The 18716-nt window shown below is 64.4% G+C and carries 16 protein-coding genes and 1 pseudogene; 8 read left to right on the forward strand and 9 right to left on the reverse strand.

From position 1 onward, the window contains the following. Positions 1-4 precede the first annotated feature (4 nt). Complete coding sequence (locus tag THSYN_RS21030; protein ID WP_100920849.1) at positions 5-439, reverse strand: type II toxin-antitoxin system VapC family toxin; 435 nt, start codon at positions 437-439, stop codon at positions 5-7. Between the two features lie 3 nt (positions 440-442). After that, entirely contained in the window at positions 443-685 is a 243-nt protein-coding gene (locus THSYN_RS21035) for an antitoxin (RefSeq protein ID WP_100920850.1), read from the reverse strand. A 438-nt stretch (positions 686-1123) separates the two neighbouring features. Here THSYN_RS21035 and THSYN_RS21040 point away from each other — a divergent pair, with 438 nt between their 5' ends. From THSYN_RS21040 to THSYN_RS21060, 4 genes are all read left to right on the forward strand, one after another. Beyond that, a complete protein-coding gene (locus THSYN_RS21040) occupies positions 1124-1717 on the forward strand; it encodes a malonic semialdehyde reductase (protein WP_100920851.1) in 594 nt (197 codons plus the stop codon). 157 nt (positions 1718-1874) lie between these two features. After that, positions 1875-2081, forward strand: coding sequence for a twin-arginine translocation signal domain-containing protein (locus tag THSYN_RS21045; RefSeq protein ID WP_100922527.1), 207 nt, complete (start codon positions 1875-1877; stop codon positions 2079-2081). Positions 2082-2487: 406 nt separating this feature from the next. After that, on the forward strand, positions 2488-3474 hold the full coding sequence (locus tag THSYN_RS21055; RefSeq protein ID WP_100920852.1) for a hypothetical protein: 987 nt from the start codon (positions 2488-2490) through the stop codon (positions 3472-3474). A 326-nt stretch (positions 3475-3800) separates the two neighbouring features. Continuing rightward, the gene (locus THSYN_RS21060; RefSeq protein ID WP_236848638.1) at positions 3801-5867 is read left to right on the forward strand and encodes a glycoside hydrolase family 44 protein; all 2067 of its coding nucleotides are present in this window, start codon (positions 3801-3803) and stop codon (positions 5865-5867) included. A gap of 89 nt (positions 5868-5956) precedes the next feature. On the opposite strand, the gene rpsT is transcribed toward THSYN_RS21060, so the two are convergent. Beyond that, on the reverse strand, positions 5957-6220 hold the full coding sequence (rpsT, locus tag THSYN_RS21065) for a 30S ribosomal protein S20 (RefSeq protein WP_100920854.1): 264 nt from the start codon (positions 6218-6220) through the stop codon (positions 5957-5959). A 379-nt stretch (positions 6221-6599) separates the two neighbouring features. Between rpsT and murJ the strand changes: the two genes are divergently transcribed. Beyond that, complete coding sequence (gene murJ, locus THSYN_RS21070; protein ID WP_100920855.1) at positions 6600-8156, forward strand: murein biosynthesis integral membrane protein MurJ; 1557 nt, start codon at positions 6600-6602, stop codon at positions 8154-8156. A 423-nt stretch (positions 8157-8579) separates the two neighbouring features. On the opposite strand, the pseudogene THSYN_RS21075 reads toward murJ, so the two are convergent. Further along, positions 8580-9494 (reverse strand): annotated as a pseudogene (locus THSYN_RS21075) (Rpn family recombination-promoting nuclease/putative transposase). A gap of 227 nt (positions 9495-9721) precedes the next feature. Here THSYN_RS21075 and THSYN_RS21080 point away from each other — a divergent pair. The 3 genes from THSYN_RS21080 to THSYN_RS21090 all read left to right on the forward strand — a co-directional run bounded on the left by THSYN_RS21080 (position 9722) and on the right by THSYN_RS21090 (position 12201). Beyond that, a complete protein-coding gene (locus THSYN_RS21080) occupies positions 9722-10048 on the forward strand; it encodes a lipid II flippase MurJ (RefSeq protein WP_157817828.1) in 327 nt (108 codons plus the stop codon). Between the two features lie 256 nt (positions 10049-10304). Further along, the gene (locus THSYN_RS21085; protein WP_157817829.1) at positions 10305-10655 is read left to right on the forward strand and encodes a UPF0175 family protein; all 351 of its coding nucleotides are present in this window, start codon (positions 10305-10307) and stop codon (positions 10653-10655) included. 214 nt (positions 10656-10869) lie between these two features. After that, on the forward strand, positions 10870-12201 hold the full coding sequence (locus THSYN_RS21090) for a PDDEXK-like family protein (protein ID WP_100920857.1): 1332 nt from the start codon (positions 10870-10872) through the stop codon (positions 12199-12201). 393 nt (positions 12202-12594) lie between these two features. Here THSYN_RS21090 and THSYN_RS21095 read toward each other — a convergent pair whose 3' ends face one another. The 5 genes from THSYN_RS21095 to THSYN_RS21115 all read right to left on the reverse strand — a co-directional run bounded on the left by THSYN_RS21095 (position 12595) and on the right by THSYN_RS21115 (position 18715). Next, positions 12595-13554 (reverse strand): Rpn family recombination-promoting nuclease/putative transposase, encoded by a 960-nt coding sequence (locus tag THSYN_RS21095; protein ID WP_100920858.1) that lies wholly within the window; start codon positions 13552-13554, stop codon positions 12595-12597. A 549-nt stretch (positions 13555-14103) separates the two neighbouring features. Further along, positions 14104-14574, reverse strand: coding sequence for an RpnC/YadD family protein (locus THSYN_RS34975; protein WP_236848639.1), 471 nt, complete (start codon positions 14572-14574; stop codon positions 14104-14106). Between the two features lies 1 nt (position 14575). Further along, positions 14576-14872, reverse strand: a complete 297-nt coding sequence (locus THSYN_RS21105) for an Rpn family recombination-promoting nuclease/putative transposase (RefSeq protein WP_100920859.1) — start codon at positions 14870-14872, stop codon at positions 14576-14578. A gap of 217 nt (positions 14873-15089) precedes the next feature. Further along, positions 15090-16049, reverse strand: coding sequence for an Rpn family recombination-promoting nuclease/putative transposase (locus THSYN_RS21110; RefSeq protein WP_100920860.1), 960 nt, complete (start codon positions 16047-16049; stop codon positions 15090-15092). A 212-nt stretch (positions 16050-16261) separates the two neighbouring features. Beyond that, complete coding sequence (locus THSYN_RS21115; RefSeq protein WP_100920861.1) at positions 16262-18715, reverse strand: bifunctional diguanylate cyclase/phosphodiesterase; 2454 nt, start codon at positions 18713-18715, stop codon at positions 16262-16264. Position 18716: the final 1 nt, after the last annotated feature.

An 18716-nucleotide genomic window follows, 5' to 3' on the forward strand; every position in this document is an offset into this window, starting at 1 on the left:
GGCGCTACCTGCTGTCGCGTACCGGGGTAAGATCGTCTAACCAATTCTCCACCCGCAATCTGGAAACCCGCGTGAACTCGTCCACATTGTCGGTAACGAGGGTGAGCCCCAGGTCCAGTGCGTGTGCGGCAATCGGCAGGTCGTTGGGTCCGATGGGCGTCCCGGCTCGCTCCAACTGAAGGCGGGACTGGGCATAGGTCTCATCGACCCCGGCCTCCAGGGGCAGGACGGGCAGTGATGCCAGCAGTTCATCGACCTTCCGGGTGAGCACGCTGGAACCGAGCTTGCGGGCACCGAAGCACAGTTCCGCGGCGACGACGATGCTGGTGCAGACGGTGCCGTAACCACGCCGGGCGAGCATCGCGGCGACCGGCCCTTGGGGTTGGCGGATCAGCGCGGACAGGATGTTGGTGTCGAGGAGGTAGCGCAGCCCGTCCATGGCTTAGAGGCGGATGTCGTCCAGGGGCACCAGACCTTGATCCACGTCGGGGAAGGGCTCATCGAGCGGCTCCCATCCGGCAAGGAGGCTTGCGAGGTCAGGCCGGCGCTTCACCGGTTCGACCATCAGACACTTGCCGTCCCTGCGGATAGTGGCCTCGTCCGCGTCGAGTTCGAGTTCGCGCGGGATGCGAAGTGCTTGATTGCGTCCGTTGCGAAACAGGCGGACGTGGCGTTCAGGCTGCATGGGACAGGGCTCCAGGCAATGACCGACACGCAAGCATAGGCCAAATTGTCAGGCGACGCGAGACGGCTCTGATCACGGCAAGAGCCGGCCAATAGGACGTGCTTGTCAGGCTCGAGGCATCGTCGCGGCTGAAGCCGCTCCCACCGCGTCGCTGCACGACTTTCGCGGTAACGCCTCGATCTGCCGATGTGGAACAGCCGGGCGGACGGAACCGCGATCAACGGCGATACGCCGGGCAACCAGGGTCTCGAGTCGGCCGGCGGGCCGATCCGCAGCGCAAGGTCCGCACGGCTCTTTGTGGGTAGCGACCCATTTTTTCGGGCGGGCGCCGCAATTATGTTCCTGACCAGGCGCGAACCGTTAGCATGGATCAGCGCCGTGCGGCCGCCGCCGGCCGCCCCCGATTGTCCGCCAACCACCACGACAGAGCACTCACCCATGCCCCAACCCCTCGACGCCCAAGCCCTCGATCAGCTCTTCCGCACCGCCCGCACCTATCCCCGCTGGCAGGACCGGCCGGTGAGCGAGGCGCAACTGCGCGAACTCTATGACCTGACCCGGTTCGGCCCCACGAGCATGAACGCATCACCGGCCCGCTTCGTCTTTCTGCAGAGCGCCGCGGCCAAGGAACGGCTGGTGCCGGCCCTGATGGAGGGCAATGTGGCGAAGGTGCGCGAGGCCCCGGTGACGGTGATCCTGGCCCATGACACCCGGTTCCCGGAGCTGATGGCCGAGCTGTGGCCCCATACCCCGAACGTCGCGGCCATGTTCGCCGCCGACCCGCCCTGGGCCGAGATGACGGCCTTTCGCAACAGTACCCTGCAGGGGGCCTATCTGATCCTGGCGGCGCGCGCCCTGGGGCTCGACGTGGGGCCCATGTCCGGATTCGATAACGCCCGGGTGGACGCCGAGTTCTTCCCCGACGGGCGCTGCCGGTCCAATTTCCTCATCACCCTGGGCTACGGTGAACCGGGCGCCTTGCACCCCCGCGGGCCGCGGCTGTCGTTCGAGCGGGCCGCGACCCTGCTCTGACGGCTGGGGTACGCGGCCAAGGGTCGGCAGGCCCTGCGATGCGTCCTTTGTGACCCCCTTCTCGTCGGGCGGCGAGGCGCGGCTATACTTTGTCGGAGCTATCTGTAACACGCTCGCGATCTGGTGCAGACGCGAGCCCAGCGACCGGAGGCATCCAATGGACCGCCGCGACTTTCTCAAGTTGTCCGCCATGGCGCCGGTAGCCGGCGGCCTGTTGTTGCTCCCGCAGGGTGTCGGCGCGCGCGGCATCCCCGCCGCGGCCTTGGGCGAGCGGCCCGCGGGCCTGTGTTACCAGGCACCGCCGGCCGGGGTGATCGCCGCCACCCTCAAGGAGGCGCCATCAAGGCCTATAACGCCTGGCTGATCGCCAAGAACGAGATCGCCTCCCAGCACTGGGAAGACCTCGATCGCGTCATTGCGGCGATGGCCGAGGCCGGCCGCGCCATGCCGGCGCGATTGCGGGAGATGGGTACCGGCGGTCTGGGCGTTACGCTGGTGGAATGCTGAGTAACGAGTCAAGAACAGGTTAAACACAACACAATCGTTGTCGTTGTCGTTGTCGTAATCGTAATCGGAGAGCCGCTGCAAATCGGCTTGCGAGAGAATCCTGGGCGCTACGATAACCTCGATTACGACAACGACAACGACAACGGCGCTGTGCCACTTGCCGGCGCGCACTGCCGCTCGCGGTTGATACCAAGCACGGCGGTGTCGACGCCCGGCGAAACCGATCCAACAACGGCCCGTCATCGGGCATCATCGAGGCTGATATGCTAGACCCTATCTTTTTCGCCAACTCCAAAGCCAAAATCTATTACCAGGACGCCAATTTCAACATCTGGAAATTCGCGACCGAGGTGGCCGCCGACAAGCGACAGAGGCGGCCGGTCATCTTGAATTATTCAATCATGACCAGGGCCTACGGCACCTGCTTCAACAAGGAAAATTTCATCGAGTTCATCAACCGGCAGGGCTTTGATGTCTTTCTGATGGACTGGGGTAAGGAATCGCTCTTCACCCTCAGCGGCTGGACCCTGGACCGGCTGGCCGACGCCCTCTATGACAAGGCCGTAAAGCCCCTGCTCGAAGAATACGGGGTGGATAATCTCAACGTGTTTGCGATCTGCATCGGGGGGCTCATCACGTCATATCTCATCAACCGCGAACTGAAGAAAGACAAGGACTTCGCAAAAAAATTTCATAAGCTTGCCTACTACGGATCACCCATTCTCGGCAGCCGTGACCTGGGCATGGCCAGAAGCTTCATGGGCTTCTATGAAGCCATGAAACCGTTTCGCCCGGCATTGGATCATACCGGAATTTCCCTGTATGCCCTCGACCTGCTGATCTCGCAGAGTACCAGCAATACGATGATCGGGGGGTTCTGGCAACACTTCTGGGAGGCGGGGCCCGAGACGTTCTCCAAGGCACTCGCACTCACTGGCGATGACCGGCTGGTGCCGTTCGCCGCTTTCATGGACATCCTGGAACAGGCCTTTGCGCCAAAACCCGGAAAAGAAGAAGAGTCGTTTCACTTCGACGGCGATGTGACGAATATCCACTTCTTCAATCTGGTGGGCGAACATGATTTTCTGGTCATGCCCTCGGCCTCCATCGTAGAGTGGAACTCCCCGATACCCAAACAGTTTGCCTCTTTTGACCAAACCATCTTCCCTGGCGGTCACTTTGTCTTTGCGCGGCCGGGATTCCAGGAGGTCAAGGAAAAACTGGCGGTGTGGTTCAGCGAAGGCCCCTGATAGATAATACGGGCGGGCATAAAAGAACCGGCTTGTCAGCCGGTTTTTTACCTGAGCCCCACGGGCTGGCCACGAGACGCGCGCCCAATCGGCCCTTGGCCATCGCCTTTACTGAGAGATACCAGAACGTTACCCCCAGGTTTGCGATCTTGAGACCGGCACGTCATGACCTGGTGGGACTGATCTGGGGTTGAGCAAAGGTCCTGACCATCCGCCCGGGACTTCCCGCAAGTCCCTCGCCCACGAGGAAAAACACCATGCGTCCAACGGCCTGCAACGGCTCCCTGACAAGACGGCCAGATCTGCGGGAATGGCTGATAGTATTGATGATTGCGAGTTTGATCCCGGCCTTCGCGGCACGCGCAGCCGATTTGATGGTTTATGAGGATGCCCTGGCGGGCGGTTGGCAAGACTGGTCGTGGAATACGATGCGTGCTACCGACACGGCGCTCAAGGCGACCGGCGCCGCGTCCCTGGCGGTGACCTATACCGCGGGCTGGGCGGGGCTATCGTTGCGCACCAGCCCGGCGATCAGCACCGCCGGGTACTCATCGATCCGCTTTTCCGTTTACGGTAAGCCGAACGGCGGCAAGCTGTCTCTATTCACCCAACCGACCGACAACGGCACCAATAGCACCGCCTTTTTGTTCACGCCCACCCCGAACGCCTGGAGTGTGATCGATGTACCCTTGAGCGCCCTGGGCAATCCCGCCCAGATCGCCCGGCTGACGATCATGGACTGGACCGGCACCATCCAACCGACCTACAATCTGGACGCCCTGCGTTTGATCGGCAAGACCTTGCCGGCGCTGTCGCTGAAGGTCGATGCCACCGCGGCGCGCAAGCCCATCAGCCCGCTCATCTACGGCATCAACGGCAGCAGCGCGACCACCGCCGACGCGGACTTCATGAAGGGCCTGGGCGTGTCGGTGCGGCGCTGGGGCGGCAACAATACGTCGCGCTACAACTGGCAGCTCGACGCGAGCAACACCGGAGCCGACTGGTATTTCGAGGATGTCAGGATGAGTGACGCGGTCAATCTGCCGGCCGATTCAGGCGCCAACTGTGTCATCGCCCAGGATCGCCGGGAGGGGGTGGCCACGGTGCTGACCATGCCGTTGATCGGTTATGTGGCGAAAGACGCCGCGTCCTGCGGATTCGGCATCGCCAAGTACGGCGCGCAGACCGACAAGGACTGGCAATGGCGCCCCAACTGCGGCAACGGCGTCAAGACGGGCGGCAGCCTGGTGACGGGCAACAACCCGACGGACACCAGCCTCGCGGTCGGTCCCAGTTTCGCGCAGGCCTGGGTGAGCGCACTGGTCAGCCGCTACGGCAACGCGGCCAACAGCGGCGTGCGCTATTACGATCTGGACAACGAGCCGGACCTCTGGTGGGACACCCACCGCGACGTGGCACCCACCGGCCTGAACTACGACCAGTTGCGCGACCGCACCTATCAATATGCCGCCGCCATCAAGACGGCCGACCCCGGGGCCCAGACCCTGGGGCCGGTGGTGATGGGCTGGACCTATTATTGGCATTCACCTTACGACGGACAGCGGCAGGATTGGCAAACCCCGGACGACCGCAATGCCCACGGCGGTACGCCCCTGGTGCCCTGGTATCTGCAACAGATGAAGGCCTATGAGCTGGCCCATGGCAAGCGCATCCTGGATTTTCTGGATCTCCACTATTACCCGGCCGCGTCCGGGGTCGCCTTGAGCCCGGCCGGCAACACCGCCACCCAGGCGCTGCGGCTCAACAGCACCCGCTCGCTGTGGGACCCGAACTATGTGGATGAGAGCTGGATCGCGTCCGCCGGCCCGGACGGCGGTATCGTCAAGCTGATCCCGCGTATGCGCGAGTGGGTGAGCGCCAATTATCCCGGCACCAAGCTTGCGATCACCGAGTACAACTGGGGGGCACCCGAGCACATCAACGGCGCCCTGGCCCAGGCCGACGTGTTGGGCATCTTCGGGCGCGAGGGACTGGATCTCGCGACCCTGTGGGCGCCGCCCCAATCCAGCCAGCCGCTCGCCTTCGCGTTTCGCATCTACCGCAACTATAACGGGAGCGGCGGGCGCTTCGGCGAGACCAGCGTGAGTGCCGCCAGCAGCGCCCAGGACCGGCTGGCCATCTATGCCGCCGAGGAAGCCGCTACCGGCGCCCTGACCCTGGTCGTCATCAACAAGACCGCCGGCAATCTGTCCGCGCCCCTGACCCTGAGCCACTTCACGTCCGGCGGTCTCGTGCAGGGCTGGCGCTACAGCGCCGCCCGGTTGACCGGCATCACGCGCCTGCCCGATCAGGGCCTCAGCGGTGTCACCTTCACCAGCACCTACCCGGCCAATTCGATCACTCTCTATCGGATACCGGGTCGACGCCTGTGACGGGCACAAAAAAACCGGCTCTTGAGCCGGTTTTTTTCACCGAGTCCCGCGGACAGTGCACGCGGGAACCAGGGGGTGACCGATTGGCCTTACGCCATCGCCTTGATATGGGCGTTCAGCCGGCTCTTGTGGCGGGCGGCCTTGTTGGCGTGGATGATCCCCTTGGTGGTGGCGCCGTCGATCTGCGGCACCGCACTCTTGTACGCCTCGACCGCGGCCGCCTTGTCGCCCGACTCGATGGCCTTGACGACCTTCTTGACGAAGGTGCGGAAGGTGCTGCGCTGAGAGGCGTTCTGCTGACGACGCTTCTCGGCCTGACGGGCGCGTTTTTCGGCTTGTGCTGAGTTCGCCAAGGGTGGGTCTCCTGGGATCCATTGGGCAAGAGCCCACGACGGGGGCTCGGATAAAGACCGCGCATTTTCCACAGTCGCGGGGCCGCTGTCAACCGGGATTCACCTCGCCGCCAAGGCACAGTTACCACAAGAAAACAGTTTAGCCGCAAATGAACGCTAATTAACGCAAATAATCAGAGACTTGGGTTTTACTGCATGTACACCGTCCGGGCGATGCCCACGACGATGCTAACCAGCAGATTTATTTGCGCTTATTTGCGTTCATTTGCGGCCAAATACTCTTTTTGGGGTCACAGCCGCCGCGGTCGCTCGAGATGAGCATCGCTCTCGCTCTGCCCATCCTACGTCTATACTCGCGCACTTTCTGCGGAGCCCCGCCGTGTCTTCCCTCGCCGCATCCATCGCCAAGGTGGGCAGTCTGACCTTCGTCTCGCGCCTGCTGGGGTTCCTGCGCGACCTGGTGATCGCCCGCGTGTTCGGGGCGGACGCGGGCACCGACGCCTTCTTCGTCGCCTTCAAGATCCCCAACCTGATGCGCCGGCTGTTCGCGGAGGGGGCCTTTTCCATGGCCTTCGTGCCGCTGCTCAACGAGTATCGGCAGCGGCGCGGGCTGCCGGAGGTCAAGGGCTTCGTCGACGCCATGGCGGGCGCCCTGGGGGCGGTCCTGGTGGTGGTGACCCTGGTCGGCATCCTGGCCGCCCCGCTGCTGGTGCTGCTCTTCGCCCCCGGGTTCGCGGATGAGCCGGGGCAGCGGGAGCTGACCGTGGCGATGCTGCGGCTCACCTTCCCCTATGTGCTCTTCATCTCGCTGACCGCCTTGGCCGGCGGCATCCTCAACACCTATGAGCGCTTCGGGGTCCCGGCCTTCACCCCGGTCCTGCTCAACCTCAGCCTGATCGGCGCGGCCCTGTGGCTCGCACCGCGGATGGGCGAGCCGATCGTTGCCCTGGCCTGGGGGGTGCTGATCGCGGGGGCGGCGCAGTTCGCCTTCCAACTGCCCTTCCTGGCGCGCCTGGGGCTGCTGCCGCGCCCGCGGCTGGACCTGCGCGACCCCGGGGTGCGGCGCACCGTGCGGCTCATGGGGCCGGCCCTGTTCGGGGCCTCCGTGGGCCAGCTCAACCTGCTGCTCAACACCATCCTCGCCTCCTTCCTGGTCAGCGGGAGCATCTCCTGGCTCTATTACTCGGACCGGCTGATGGAGTTCCCCATGGGCCTCCTGGGCGTCGCCCTGGGCACCGTGATCCTGCCCCGGCTCTCGCAGCGCCACGCGGCCGAGGACCCGGCCGCCTTCTCCGACACCCTGGACTGGGGCCTGCGCTGGCTCCTGTTGCTCGGGGTCCCGGCCGCGCTGGGGCTCCTGGTGCTGGCCGGTCCGATCATCGCCACGCTCTTTTACGCGGGCGAGCCCACGGGCGCGGTGGGTGCGGGCTTCAGTGCCCAGGACGCGCGCATGACCGCCCAGAGCCTGATGGCCTTTGCCCCGGGCCTGATCGGCTTCATCGGCGTCAAGGTGCTGGCCCCCGGCTTCTATGCCCGCCAGGAGATGATGGCCCCGGTGCGGATCGCCCTCATCGCCATGGCCGTCAATGTCGTCGCAAGCCTTCTACTCATGGCGCCCCTGGGGCACACGGGGCTGGCGCTCGCGACCAGCCTCTCGGGGCTCGCCAACGCCGCGCTCCTGCTGCGCGCACTGAGGCGCGCGGGCATCTACCGCCCCCGGCCGGGATGGGCGCCGCTGCTCGCCAAGGGCCTGGGCGCCAACCTGCTGATGGGCCTGGTCCTATCCCTGGGCCCCGGGCAGCTCGACGACTGGCTTGCCATGGGCGGCGGGGCGCGGGCCCTGGAACTGTGCCTGTGGCTGCTCGGCGGCGGCGGCGTCTACGCCGCGACCCTGTTCGCCAGCGGCATCCGGCCGCGGCACCTGCTCCAGGTCTGAGCGCCGCTCTCGGGGGATGCCCCTGCTCCAGGCCGGTCGGGCGCGATCTCGGGTTCCGTGAGCGAGATCCATCGTGATCGGATGCGGGCGCGAGCACCGGCCGAACCGGCAGCGCAAGCCAAGTTCCGGCGCTTGCCCCAGGTGCAGTCGGATGCTGGATTGCGAGACCTGACCCGGCGACCACGGCGACCACGGCGACCAATAAACCTGAAAAATGCATTTGTCCGCAAATGAACGCAAATTAATCCGACGTTTGGCTTCAGTTCCGTCATCGCCCGCGAGGTGAACTGGCAGTCTAGGCCAAGTTACTGATTATTGGCGTTCATTTGCGTTCATTTGCGGACAAACTGCTCTTTCTAGGATAAACCAGCGTCTTCCCCCGGTGTCCCCGCCCGGTTTCCCCCACGGGCGCGACCGGTGCGTTCAGGATGTCCCCGGTTGCGCGCCCAACAACCGCTTAAGCCGTTCGATTTCGGCCAAGGCGGACGCCTCGCGTTGCAGGGCGGCCTCCTTTTCCGCGCGTTCTTGCTCTTTCGCAGCGCGCTCTCGCTCTTTCGCGGCCCGCTCGCACTCTGCCGCCGCCCGCGCCTGCTCGCCCGCTGCCTCGAGTTCATCGAGACGGCGGCGGATGCTGCGCTGCTGGCGCAGATAGTTCTGGCGCGCCTGGTAGGCGTGGTACTCGCGTTCTTTCTCGGAAAAGCCGGTCAGGGTACTCATGGCTTGCCGCATCTCCTCGGTCTGCATCCACTCCGGCAGGGCGTCCGCATCGAGCTGCTCGCCCTCGTTGAAAAATCTGAGCCAACGCTCGAGCTCGGTCGCTACCTCAAGGTCCTCGGTACAGGTTCGACCGGCGGCGAACTTGCCCAGTTCCAGGAGCCAGATGCCCCCGTGATCGATCAGCGGGCGGCCCTGCTCATCGCGCATCCGGAAACAATGCCGGTATTCCGGCACACCCACCCTGAGTGTTTCACCCAAGAGCCAGATGGAATAGGTCGGCTTGAGTTCCCGGTACTCCTGACCGCTCGCCAGTTGCGAGGCGTAGAGGTCGCTCCAGCCGTAGAGGATGCGGGCCGCCAGGTCCGGCAGGACGAGCAACTGGATCTCGACCTAGAAGACCCGCCCCAGCCGGTCGCGGGCCTTCACATCGACCACCGAGAGCTTGTCGTCCAGGAACTCCCGCTCGTTGTACGGATTGAGGATCTCGACCTCGATCACCAAAGCGGGCAGGTCGGCACCGAGTACCGCGTTCAGGAAGTGGATCAGCAGCCGACGGTTGGCCTCGGCCCCCAACAGGGCCTTGAACACACAGTCGATCTTGGGGTCGATGGGGTGGCGCATGACCAGACTATAGCCCAGCGGCGGCGGTGGACCAACCCTCGTGGTGATTTGCGTCGAAGCTCAGCCGGTGGGTCGATGGGTAGGTCGGGTTAGCGCAGCGTAACCCGACAGCCAGGGCGCCCTGTCGGGTTACGCCGCGCGCCGCGTTCAGCGCCGATGGCACGGGCGTAAGGGCGCGCCTAACCCGACCTACTGGCTGTCCCCGGAATTCCGAAGCCTTCTTACTCATGGCGCCCCTGGGGCACACGGGGCTGGCGCTCGCGACCAGCCTCTCGGGGCTCGCCAACGCCGCGCTCCTGCTGCGCGCACTGAGGCGCGCGGGCATCTACCGCCCCCGGCCGGGGTGGGCGCCGCTGCTCGCTAAGGGCCTGGGCGCCAACCTGCTGATGGGCCTGGTCCTATCCCTGGGCGCCGGGCCGCTCGACGACTGGCTTGCCATGGGCGGCGGGGCGCGGGCCCTGGAACTGTGCCTGTGGCTGCTCGTCGGCGGCGGCGTCTACGCCGCGATCCTGCTCCTCGGCGGCATCCGGCCGCGGCACCTGCTCCAGGTCTGAGTGCCGCTCTCGGGAGATTCCCCTGCCCCAGCCCGGTCGGGGGCGATCTCCGGTTCCTTGAGCGAGTTCCATCGTGATCGGATGCGAGCGCGAGTACAGGCCGAAGCGGCAGCGCAAGCCCAGTGCCGGCTCTTACTCCAGGTGCAGTCGGGTGCTGGATTGCAAGACCTGACCAGGCGACCGCAGATCCGTTGCAGGAGCGATCCGCACGGTTCAGAATCCCTGCAACGAGCGAATGCCTCCGCACGAGACCGCCATGTATTCGACCAACGTCCGCGACCTCAAGAAAGATCCCCGCCGGGCATTGCGCCAGGCGCAGGATGCGCCGGTGTTGATCATGGAAGAGAACGAGCCGAACGCGCTCATCCTGCATCTGGATTCCGCGACCATGGATGCGCAGCGCTCGCTACGCCCCGCCCTGGCCGCGGCGCTGTTCAAGGATGGGGCCTTGTCGACGGGCGCGGCCGCCGAGCTGAGCGGGCTTGGGCATGCGGCGTTTCTTCACCACCTGGATTGTCTGGGGATTGCGGTCGTGGATGCCGACGAGACGAGCGATGCGGACGCGAGCGATCTTGAATCGTGGACCTTATCGTCATCGCGGAGTTAAGTATACTGTCCCCGGAATTCCGGCATTGCGCGACCAGCTCAAGGTGGATATCGAGGTTCACACCGGCGATGCGGCTTAAGTCCAGCCGTGCCTGACCCATCGACAGGCTAATCCGTGCAGAAACCGTAGTACTTCCCCGATTTCTGCCGATTTCTGCTCCAATAAGCCATAGCGCGACGATTCAACTCAAATACTCAACCGCGAGGAAAGACGAATGAACCCCCTTGAATGGTTGCTTTCGCAAGTCGCCAGTATCAATCTGAAGTATCAGAAGATTGAGGAAGCGGCCAAGACGTCGTTTAATATCTTCGCTGTCTTACGCGCCGATGCCGACGAAGTTAGACTGCACTCGAACTTTATTGCTGAATTGTTGGACCCGAGAGGTTCGCACAAATTGGGAGATCTTTTTCAAATCCTTTTCTTTGAAACCCTCGACGGGCCACAGCAGTCACACCAAGCATTCCCTGTCGTTCAACGCGAAGTGTCTGGAACGCACGGCCGGATTGATATCCTGATGCGAGGGAAATGCAGTGGCCTGGTTATCGAGAACAAGATTTACGCACCGGACCCACCAAAGCAACTTCAGCGTTATTACGAGTTTCTCAAGTCCAGATACCCGCAGGGCAAACGACGACTTCTCTATTTAACCCTTTTCGGAACTCCACCATCGAATGAAAGCCGGGGAAACGTCCCCCGAACAGAGATTGAGCCTATTTCCTACTCCCGAGATATTCTGAATTGGTTGGAAAGATGCGCGCAAGCGTCTTACCAAATACCCCATTTGCGGGAGTCGCTCATTCAGTACATCTCCCTTGTCAAGAAACTTACCGGTCAAACGATATCCGAGGACCACAAGATGGAAATAACGAACCTGCTGCTCGAAGGCGATCACCTCGAGTCCGCGCTGACGCTGGAGAACGCGCTTACAGAAGCAAAGATCGAGGTACAAAGACTTGTGTGGCAGGACCTTCTCCAAGAGCTCTCCCTCAAAGGCTATGTTTTTAACCCTGTAGATAATGTTTTTACCAAGAAGGACCTGGCGAGTTATTGCAAGAATTTCTATGCCCCACAAAAAAGAGCGAAGAATTATGGGATCGAGTATAAGGTAGCCGATTACGATGATTATAGTGTTCACCTCCACCTCTCAGTTGATCACAACCTGTGCTACGGATTCACTGCGGCAAAAAGGAACGAAAGAGGCGAATACGTGCGAGGCCCATATGCGCAAGAGGTCACAAGATTGCATCCGTGGCTGCAGGATGTTATCGCGTGGCTCACCGAGTGGAAGGGGATACCTGGGAACGGCTGGGCATTTGCCTGGAGGCATACGGACCCGAGGGTCAACTTCAGGAATTTTCACGAAGCCTATGCCGCGAAGCTTGCAAATCCTGATGAGAGAAAGAAATGGGTGGGGGAGGTCACCGCGGAGCTTATTCGTTTAATCGTGCAATTCCGCGCCGAAGAGGCGAAGATCGCCAATGAGCGACCGAACGTTGACGAGCCTCTGCTCACGGAAGATCCGGTCAGCTCGACGCTCGGGATGTGACGTCGATCACCTTCTACTATTACGCCAAACAAAATCCGGCAACTGATCACGCCAAGGCGCCAAGCTCGCCAAGCTCGCCAAGCTCGCCAAGCTCGCCAAGAAAGACAACGGGATGCGGTCAATATCGAAATCACCCGCCGGGTGAATCGCCGGGCACCGATCGGGTACTGAAAAGCCTTGGCGAGCTTAGCGCCTCGGCGTGAGAAGTGCTCTTTCTCGGGTTAATGGTTGGAGCAACTCCGCCTGGCGCACTGACTGCCGACCTATTTGCAGCGCTTGAGGATGGGGTTAGCCGCACCCGCGGCCCGTTGAACCTGGGATAATCGGGGGATAATCGGGGACGTACCACGAAAAAAGCTTGCCGTAGATCCCGGCACCCGACGACCCACTCCGTCAATCCGATCCGCCAAAGACCTCCTTCAGGCTCCGGCACTCCAGCACGCGATCAACCCACTCCTCAAGCTCGGTCTCGCTGGCTTGACCCAGGCGCTCCTCAGCCCATGACGGGAGGGGGCCAAAGCGGCGAGTGAGTTGGCGACGCAGCACCTTAGTCTCGCCCTCCTGCCTGCCCTGATCCTTCCACTCCTGGGTCCAAGTCTTGACGCGTTCGGCCAGCATGTCGTGAAGCTCCTCTAGCTCGCTGAAATTGGGTATCTCGACGCCGGGTACGCGCGCCGGAAGCAGCACGCGCTTGAGCCAGACGACGAAGGCACGGCGCAGGCTCGCATTCTCCGCCCCGGCCAGCCATTCGACCAGGCATGCGATGACCCGCTGGATGTTCTCCGGCGCCTGGGCATTCTCCAGGCGGAACAAGGCGGCGACGACGTTGGGAAGACGCGCGAGGTCGGTCTCGGGGTAGCGGCGTTCTTCCAGGAGAAGATAGCGCAGTTGGGGCTGCCAGCGGCGCAGTTGCGGCGGCAGGCTCGGGTCGATCAGGTCCGCCAGGTCGGTCTTGGCGGTCCAAGGCTCGGCGCCGTTGTAGAGCACGATCGGGAGCACCGGCGGGAGCGGGTCATCCGGCCCGATCTCTTTCGACCGGTGCAGGTCCTCGTAGAGGAGGCCGATGTAGGTGAGGAGCCGAGCGGCCATGATGCGGTCGACGGTGGACTGAAACTCCAACAGGATGTAGACATAGAGCCAGCGCGCCCGTCCGTCCTCGATGATCCGCAGACGCCAGATGACATCGTCGATGCGCTGGCGGAGGTTCTGGCTGATGCCGACCTCGCGCACACGCTCCAATGTGTTGAAATCCAGTCGCTCCGCCCACTCCTCGTGCACGAAGCCGCGGAGCAGGTCGGAAACCATCTTGCGATGGGAGAACAACAGCTTATAGGAAGGGTCGTGCGTCGCCATAGGGGTTTGGCCCGCGGGGTCCGGTGTTACAAGGATACCCATTTCGTGGGCCTGATGCAGCCCCGTCGGCAAACGCAGACGGGAACCGTCGGAGCGCGCCTGCGGCCGGCAAGTCTGACGCCTGTATCCCCGGGGCGGGCTGGCATTGGCCCCGTCCGAAACGTTTTCGGCACCCCGCTGACCCCTTGCCATAGCACCGTCCACTGGCTGCCAAACCCGCATCCAACCGACCGCCGGGCTAGGGTGTTCATTCTGCGCCTCTGGGAGCACAAGTCCGTCATGCGTTTTCTGTCGCGCCAAGAGGCATAAGTACCATTTGTAATCAGTTGCTTACGCCCAATGTGCGCACCGGAAGGCGGGGGACGAAAAACTGCATGAAATGGCTCAGATTGAACAGCCTACCGCCGGGCAGCCAGACTTCTCGATCCGAGCCCGCCCGGCTAAGATGACCATGCCCGTAGTCATCGCACCACCCCTTGCCCGCGGAGGCTGATTCCAAGGATACCTCAGGGACGTACCACCATTATCCCGCGGCGCCCCCCTGCGCGCTCAATGCCAGAGCCCGTCCAGGCTCTGGGCAGTGAGGATGCGATCCGACCACTGAAGAATTGTCTCGGCATCCGCGCCGGCGATGCGCAGGCGAACCGCTTCGCTAGGCGGACCGAACTTGCGCTCAATCTGCCGTAGCAGCACAACAGTCTGGCCCTCCTGCCGGCCTTCTTGCCGTCCACGTGCCAGGCCGAGTTCCATCCCCTGTTGTTTGCCTTGTTCGATGTACCGCTCGATAAAGGTCTGCATGGTCGAATCTCCGTCGGAGTGCTGTTGCAGCAGAGCGTAGGCGGTGGGCTCGTCCACCCGCCGCGTGCCTTGGACATAATAGCGGAGCAGGGATTCCAGGATTTCCATGGCCGTGGTCCGATCCTCGATCAGTGCGATCAGCGCAAAGAGTTCGGTCAAACGCTCGACGGGTGCCCCGCTGAAGATCCCGCGCATCGCCAACTGGACCAGCCGCGTCTGCACCTTACCCTTGACTTCGGTGTCGCTGGAGTTGGGTCCAGTGTTCGGGCCGGCTCTTGTGCTCAAACAGAACGTAGACCGCAAGCGGCTGCTCCCGCCAGCGCACACGATAAACCAGATCGGAGTAGATCGCGCGCAGGTCGGGCGACACGTAGGTATCTTTACTGATCTCCAGGCTGTCCAGATCGACCTCGGCGAGCACCTCTTCCGGCAGGTGGACGCGCAGGAAGTCTTTCGCGATCTCGGAGCGGCCGAAGATCTCGCGGGAGTAGGTGTCGTGCGGGTTGGCGATTTCGTCCATAAATCAGAGAGTAACCGTCAGCCCCGGTCCGCGCAAGACCGGGGCGACACGCAGTCCGTGAGCCTGTAGCTCTTGTCCGGGCGGGCGCAGCAGAGTCGCAGGCCAGTGAGCAAGCCGTCCAGGGTCGGCGTCTTCCTGGGGCGGCGACAACAGGGAAATAGGGGACGTACCACTAAAGAAGCTTGCCGTTAGCTCCCCGCACCCGATGCCCCCTCACTCAAGCCGATCCCCCAAAGACCTCCTTCAGGCTCCGGCACTCCAACACGCGATCACCCCACTCCTCAAGCTCGCTCTCGCCGGCTTGACCTAGGCGCTCCTCAGCCCATGACGGCAGCGGGCCGAAGCGGCGAGTGAGTTGCCGGCGCAGCAACTTAGCCTCACCCTCCTGCCTGCCCTGCTCCTTCCACTCCTGGGTCCAAGTCTTGACGCGTTCGGCCAGCATGTCGTGAAGCTCCTCTAGCTCGCTGAAATTGGGTATCTCGACGCCGGGCACGCGCGCCGGAAGCAGTACGCGCTTGAGCCAGACGACGAAGGCACGGCGCAGGCTCGCATTCTCCGCCCCGGCCAGCCACTCGACCAGGCAGGCGATGACCCGCTGGATGTTCTCCGGTGCCTGGGCATTCTCCAGGCGGAACAAGGCGGCGGCGACGTTGGGCAGACGCGCGAGGTCGGCCTCGGGGTAGCGGCGTTCTTCCAGGAGAAGATAGCGCAGTTGCGGCTGCCAGCGGCGCAGTTGCGGCGGCAGGCTCGGGTCGATCAGGTCCGCCAGGTCGGTCTTGGCGGTCCAGGGCTCGGCGCCGTTGTAGAGCACGATCGGGAGCACCGGCGGGAGCGGATCATCCGGCCCGATCTCTTTCGACCGGTGCAGGTCCTCGTAGAGGAGGCCGATGTAGGTCAGGAGCCGAGCGGCCATGATGCGGTCGACGGTGGACTGAAACTCCAACAGGATGTAAACGTAGAGCCAGCGCGCCCGTCCATCCTCGATGATCCGCAGACGCCAGATGACATCGTCGATGCGCTGGCGGAGGTTCTGGCTGATGCCGACTTCGCGCACGCGCTCCAAAGTGTTGAAATCCAGCCGCTCCGCCCACTCCTCGTGCACGAAGCCGCGGAGCAGGTCAGAAACCATCTTGCGATGGGAGAACAGCAGCTTATAGGACGGGTCGTGCGTCCCCATAGGGATTTGTCCCGCGGGGTCCGGTGTTACAAGGATACCCATTTCGTGGGCCTGATGCAGTACCGTCGGCAAACGCGGGCGGGAGCACTCGGCACGCGCTTGTGGCCGGCGAGTCTGACGCCTCGATCGCGCCGAAGTGCGCGAGATAAGCCCGCCGGGTAAGGTCCCGGGCGATTTCCGGCCAGATCGCCCGCGCGCCCACTGCGCCAGCCTCAACCCGCCGCCATCAACACCTGCGGGGTCGCCCCCGCCAACAGACGCGCCGCCTCGGCGGCCGCGGCGGGGCGGGCGAACAGATAGCCCTGACCCAGGTCGCAGCCCAGGGCGCGCAGGGCCTCCAACTGATCCTGCGTCTCGATCCCCTCGGCGATGACCCGCAGGTGCAGGGCGTGGGCCAGGCTGATCATGGCGGTCACGAGCGTCGCGTCGCCGTCGCGCCGGCACAGCCGGGCGACGAATCCCTGGTCGATCTTGATGCAGTCCACGGACAGGCGCTGCAGGTAGGCGAGCGACGAGTAGCCGGTGCCGAAGTCGTCGATGTGGATGGCGAGCCCCAGGGCGCGCAGTGCCTGGAGCCGGCCGGTCTGGTGCAGGGTCCGCTCCATCAGGACCGATTCGGTGATCTCGATCTGGAGGTCCGCGGCCGACAACCGGTGCTCGGCCAGCAGGGCGCGCACGGGCTCCACCAGGCATTCGTGTTGGAGCTGGACCGCCGAGACATTGACCGCGACCGGTACCGTCGCGTACCCGGCGTGGCGCCAGGCGGCGACCTGACGGCAGACCTCGGCGAGGACCCAGCGCCCGATCTCGCCGATCAGCCCGGTCTCCTCCGCGAGCGGGATGAACTGCGCGGGCCCCACCCAGCCCAGGGTCTCGCTGTGCCAGCGCAGCAGGGCCTCGAAACTGACCAGGCGTCCGCTCGCCAGCTCGACGATGGGCTGATAGTGCAGGCTCAATTCGCCGTGCGGCAGTGCCAGACGCAACTGATTTTCCATCTGCAGGCGCGCCGCCACCCGGCTGTCGAGGTCGGCGGAGAAGAATTGCAGCGCATTGCGGCCCCGCGCCTTGGCCCCGTACATGGCCAAGTCCGCGCAGCGGATCAGGTCGTCGGCATCGTCGGCGTCCTGAGGGTAGAGGGTGATGCCGATGCTGGCGGTGACGACATACTGGGCGCCCCCCAGGTCGAAGGGCTCGGCGGTTGCCGCCAGGATGCCTTGGGCCAGGTCGGCGGCCTGTTCCAGGGCGCTCAGGTGATCGGCGACAAGGAGGAACTCGTCCCCGCCGAAGCGCCCGATATGGATCTCTGCCGCGGGGGGTGCCGCGACGCCCGTGAGGCGCCGTGCCAGGCTCTGCAACAGGGTGTCGCCCAACCCGTGACCGAGTGCATCATTGATCTGCTTGAAGTTGTCCAGGTCGATAAAGAGCACCGCCAGGCCGCGACCATCCCCCGCGGCGGTCGTGATGCGGGCGGCGAGCAACTCGCGGATCAGGCGGCGGTTGGGCAGCCCGGTGAGTGGGTCATGGAAGGCGAGGCGCTCGATCTCCTCCTGATGGTCGGCCAGGTGCTCACCCATGGCCCGCACTGCCGCCGCCAGGGCGCCGATCTCGTCGGTGGGGGCGATCGGGATGGCGGTGCGCAGTGCCCCGGTGCCGATGCGCTCCGCCGCGTCGCGCAGGATCGCCAGTGGGCGCAGGACCAGGCGCCACAGCCAGGCGATCAGCACCGCGCAGAGCAGCGCAACGGCGAGCCCGGTCAGGGCCAGGGTGGTGAGCCCCAGTCGGTTCAGGGGGCCGGCGAGGGTCTGCGCCGGGAGGGCCGCCAGGGCCAGGAACCCGGGCTCGCTGCGGCGAACCTTGAACAGCCAGGGACCCGGGGTCCAGGTCTGGAGCTCGGCCTCGGGGTCTTCTGCGGGTCCGGGCCGGGCCGGCTGGGCGCACAACGCGGGCGGCAGGCGCCGCCCGGTCCAGGCACCGCTGGAGTCGAACAGGACCTCACCCTCGGGTGTTGCCAGGATCAGGACCCCGGGGAACCCGGACGGCAGGTTGCGCAGCCGCGCCCAGAGCGGCTCGAACGAGACGCGCAGCGCGAGATACCCACGGACGCGCAGGCTGTCGTCCCGACGGGTCAGGAAGTTGTCCGGCAAGGTGACGCGGCGATAGACGAGCAGTGCGGTGTCGTCGTCGGGGTTCGCGCCGGGGTGCAGGCTCAGACTGACCGGCTCGGGGTCGGCGCTGACCGCCGCGAACCCGGGGTCCGCGGCCCCGGATGGCTGCCGATCCGGCAGGCCGGGGGCCGCCACCCGGATCTCCCGGGTCCCGTCCGGACGCAGAAAGCGCAGCTCCTGGTACTCCGGATAGGCGTCGCGGTATTGGTAAAAGAGCCGCAGCAGGGGCGCCTGCAACAGGGCGGTGCGCTCCTGCTCGTCGGTGCTGCGGGCATAACGCTCCACCGGGCCGGCCGCGGCGAACAGCGCGCTGTTGGTGCGCGCCGACTCGACCAGGGTGCCCAGTCCGGCCGTTGCCGCCTCCAGGGTCGAATCCAGACTCCTGGCCACCGCCTCTTCCAGGTCCTCGCCCAAGGCCTGATAGGACAGCCAGCCCAGCGCCAGGACCGGCCCGGCCACCAACGGCGCCAGGACCAGGGCGAGTTTGGCCCACAGGCGCACC

Source organism: Candidatus Thiodictyon syntrophicum, from assembly GCF_002813775.1.
GTDB classification, from domain to species: domain Bacteria; phylum Pseudomonadota; class Gammaproteobacteria; order Chromatiales; family Chromatiaceae; genus Thiodictyon; species Thiodictyon syntrophicum.